The organism is Cellulomonas sp. B6 (assembly GCF_001462455.1).
Classification (GTDB): Bacteria; Actinomycetota; Actinomycetes; order Actinomycetales; family Cellulomonadaceae; genus Cellulomonas.
Genome location: NZ_LNTD01000042.1, coordinates 1 through 3,805, shown reverse-complemented (window position 1 = coordinate 3,805; position 3,805 = coordinate 1). Strand labels below are relative to the sequence as shown.

General features: G+C 75.6%; 4 protein-coding genes and 1 pseudogene. 3 read left to right on the top strand and 2 right to left on the bottom strand.

The genetic code is table 11. The annotated features are described in order from the left end of the window. Window position 1: 1 nt before the first annotated feature. The gene (locus ATM99_RS02975; RefSeq protein WP_062101453.1) at window positions 2–904 is read right to left on the bottom strand and encodes a LysR family transcriptional regulator; all 903 of its coding nucleotides are present in this window, start codon (window positions 902–904) and stop codon (window positions 2–4) included. Window positions 905–1,059: 155 nt separating this feature from the next. Here ATM99_RS02975 and ATM99_RS19180 point away from each other — a divergent pair, with 155 nt between their 5' ends. Further along, window positions 1,060–1,404: a hypothetical protein gene (locus tag ATM99_RS19180; RefSeq protein ID WP_190278758.1), complete on the top strand. Its 345-nt coding sequence runs from the start codon at window positions 1,060–1,062 to the stop codon at window positions 1,402–1,404. A 24-nt stretch (window positions 1,405–1,428) separates the two neighbouring features. Here the strand turns inward: ATM99_RS19180 and ATM99_RS02965 are convergent, their stop codons facing one another. After that, complete coding sequence (locus tag ATM99_RS02965) at window positions 1,429–2,070, bottom strand: GNAT family N-acetyltransferase (RefSeq protein ID WP_062101452.1); 642 nt, start codon at window positions 2,068–2,070, stop codon at window positions 1,429–1,431. A gap of 97 nt (window positions 2,071–2,167) precedes the next feature. Here ATM99_RS02965 and ATM99_RS02960 point away from each other — a divergent pair, with 97 nt between their 5' ends. Both ATM99_RS02960 and ATM99_RS02955 read left to right on the top strand, forming a co-directional pair. Further along, on the top strand, window positions 2,168–2,779 hold the full coding sequence (locus tag ATM99_RS02960) for a TetR/AcrR family transcriptional regulator (protein ID WP_062101451.1): 612 nt from the start codon (window positions 2,168–2,170) through the stop codon (window positions 2,777–2,779). Window positions 2,780–3,090: 311 nt separating this feature from the next. Then, a pseudogene (locus ATM99_RS02955) lies at window positions 3,091–3,805 on the top strand (hypothetical protein); the annotation flags it as partial.

The window sequence follows — 3,805 nt, the reverse complement described above, 5'->3', positions numbered from 1 at the left end:
GTCAGGCGAGGTCGAGGGCGGACGCGGACGCGAGGAGCTCGTCGACGACCGCCGCGACCGTGGGGCGGGGCTCGTGGCGGGTCGCGCGGTGACGGGCGACGAGCCGGCGCGACCCCAGCCCGGGGACGGTCGCGACGGTGACGCCGTCGGGGAGCTCGCCCTGCAGCGCGAGCGCGGGCAGCATGCCGATGCCCTGCCCGGCGGCGACGAGCGCGAGCGCCACGTCGAAGTCGTAGTAGACGTGCCGCGTGGTGAGCGTGCCGACCTGCGCGGCGACGCGGGCGAGCGCGCGGGCGGCCGCCGTCCCGGGCTCCGACTCGAGCCACGTCGCACCGGCCAGGTCGGACAGCTGCGTGGGCACGGCGACCTGCGGCGGCAGCACGAGGCGCCACGGCTCCTCGAGGAGCACGACGTCACGCTGCCCGCGGGGCGTGTGCGCGTCGGCGTCCTCGTCGCGCTCGATGAGCACGACGTCCGCGTCGCCCTCGCGCAGGCGGCGCAGCGCGTCGGTCGCGTCGCGCTCCTCGACCACGAGGTCGACGCCGGGGTGGTGCTCGGCGAGCGACGCGAGCGCGGGGGCGACCACGGCGCGCAGCGCGGTCTGGAACCCGGCGACGGTGACGCGCCCGGCGAGCTCGCCGCCCAGCGCGGCGAGCGCCTTGCGGGCCTCGACGAGCTCACCCTCGATGCGCTCGGCGGCGTCGGCGAGGACGCGCCCGGCGGCCGTGAGGGTCGCGCCGCGGGGGCCGCGGTCGAGCACGGCGACGCCCTCCTCGGCCTCGAGCCGGGCGATCTGCTGGGACACCGCCGACGGCGTCACGCGCAGCACGTCGGCGGCCGCGAGGACGCCGCCCGCGCGGTGGACGGCGAGCAGCACGGCGAGGCGTCGGGGGTCGGTCGTCACCCGCTCAGACTAGTTCAGTTGTACTGAACCCCTGGTGCAGAAGAGTTCGATTGTGCTGAACCCGAGGCGGACGCACACTGGTGTCACCGCGCGGGCCACGGCCACGCCGACCACGCGGTTCCCCCACCCCTCTGCTCGTTGTTCGGAGTACGCCCGTGTCCGCATTCGTCACCGCGCTCGGCTGGCTCGGCGCGGTCACGTGCCTCGTCGCCTACGTCCTCGTCACGCGCGGCACCTGGGCACCGTCCTCCGGTCGTTACCAGCTCGCCAACGTCGTGTCCGGGGCCCTCATGGGCACGGTCGCCGCCGCGAGCGGCGTGTGGCCGTCGTTCGTCACCAACCTCGTGTGGGGCGTCGTCGGGCTGCACGCCGTGGTCGTCGCGCTGCGGCGACGTGCGCGCCGACGGGCGGAGGCGCGCGACGCCGTCGTGACGCTGCCGACCACGGCCCCCACGACCCTCACGCCGGCCGTGCCCGTGGTCGTCGACCTCGCCGCCTGACGCCGACGCACCGGACGCCGGCCCTCAGCCGCTCGTGACCGCCACGGCGGCGGCGCGCTCGGACGCCGTCGGGCGCCACATCGCCATCGGGGCGGCGCCCGGGAGACCGCGGACGGGCGCGACGTCGACGAACCCGTGGCGCCGGTAGAGCCGCCGGTTCCGCTCGGTCGAGGACTCGAGGTAGGCGGGCACGTCCCGCGCGTCGGCGTGCGCGAGGCGCGCGGTGAGCAGGGCGGCGCCGACGCCGAGTCCGCGGGCGGCGCCGGTCACGCCGATCCACTCGAGGTACCAGTGGGGGCGCCGGGGGCGGTGGCGGTCCATGACGCGCTTGGCGTGCGCGGCCCGCAGCAGGCCCGTGGGCCCGCCCGCGCGCAGCAGGTGGGGCAGCCGGGCCGCGAGCCGCGCGATGCTGACGGGCGCGCCGGGCGCCTCCCAGCACGCGACGCCGAGCACGTCGGGGTCACCCGCGCGGCGCGCGAGGTCGACCGTCCCGTCGGCGACGGCCGGCGCCAGCAGCGCGGTGAGCAGGTGCCGCAGGCGTGCGTCCCGGTCGTCGGTCGCCCCGCCGACGACCACCGACATCACGGGGTCGGTGACGAAGACGTCGGCGAGCAGGTCGACGGTGGCGGGCAGGTCGCCGGGTGCGGCGGGGGCGATGACGATCACGGGTCCTCCTCGTGCCGGGCGCTGCGGGACCTCACCGTACGTCGATCTTGGCCAGATGACCAAGTCATGCGGCCAAGATTCTCGGTACGCTCACCGGATGAGCACCGGACCCACCGCAGGGACGCACCGACCCGCCGACGAACGCCGTGCGCAGCTGCTCGACGCCGCGGTCGAGGTGCTGCGCGAGCGCGGGCTGGCCGGACTGACGACCCGCGCCGTGACGACCCGGGCCGGCGTGCCGCACGGGATCTTCCACTACGCGTTCGGCTCCAAGGCGGCCCTGGTCCGGGCGCTCGTCGACCGCGAGCTCAGCGGCGCCGCCGCCGCGTGGGGTGCCGCGGTCGAGAGCGACGACGTGCCCACCGCGCTGCGGCAGGCGCTGCTCGCGCAGCTCGACATCGTGCGCGCCGACCCCGAGCGGGACGCGTACCTCACCGAGCTCGTCCGGGTCGCGCAGGACGACGCGGGCACCCGCCCCGCGCTGTGGGAGCAGGACCGCTACCGGGCCGAGGTCGAGCACCGGCTCGCGTCCTGGTCCCACGACGCCGGGGTCGTCTGGGTCGCGCCGGTCGCCGAGGTCGCGTCGCTCGTGCTCAGCGCGACCGACGGCGTCGTCCGCGCCTGGGTGGTCGACCGCGACGACCGGCGCGCGGAGACCTCCGTCGACCTGCTCGCGCGCGCCGTCGCCTCGCTCGCGCGCCCGGCCTGAGCGACCGACGACGGGCCACCCGCCTCGGGCCTGACACCCGTCGCGCGATGGGACCGAGCTACCCGACATGCCCTCTGACCTGCTGTGACGCATGCGTGACAGGGTGGGCATAGCGCAACGGTGCGGGGGTCTGCGTGATGTTTCACCCCCTCCGAACCGCCCACAACACGGCCGTTCGGATGATTCCTCCCCAACCTGGACAGAAGTTCACCAAACGACGCGCGGATGCCTCTATTGTCCGATACGCCCGATGCCGCGTTCCTCGCGCCGGGTGCCCGTCCATCCGTCCATGGCCGAGGAGTCGTCCCCCCGTGAACCGCCGCCTGTCCGTCGTCCTGCTGTCCGCCGCTCTCGTCGTCGCCCCCGCCGCCACGGCCTCCGCCCACGACCCGTGGAACCCCGGCAAGCCCGGGTACTCCGCGTCGTGGGGCAAGGACAAGGGGAAGCCCGCCCCGGGTCAGGGGGACCTGTGCGGGGGCCGGAAGGCCGGTGACGTCATCCCGTGGTCGGCCTACACCTGCGAGAAGGCGACCGGCTACTTCCTGTACCAGAAGCTCGACCCCTCGAAGCGGGCGAGCTGGAACAACAGCGGCCCGCAGCACCGCGTGATGCTGCACGACGTGTGGGCCTGGCCGACGGCGGACGGGTCCGCGCGCAACGGCGCCTCGGGCTTCCTCCCGAAGGACGCCGTGGTCCGCGAGCTCGTGCTGGACGCCGAGGACACCGCGGCGGTCTGCGCGGCCCCCGACGCGTTCGGCCTCCAGGTCGACCTCATCGGCAACCAGAAGGCCGGTGAGCGGCGCGACCTGACGGAGGTCATGCCGACCGTCATCACGCCGCCGGACGGCGGCTTCGGTGCCAACACGCTTGCGGCCTACGGGCACTACGACGTCACACGCGTCGTCGACGTCACCGCCCTGTGCACCCCGACCGCGCCGCGACCCGGACCGGGCGAGGAGCCGACGCCCGCCCCGACGCCGGAGCCGACCCAGGAGCCCACGCCGGAGCCGACCCAGGAGCCCACGC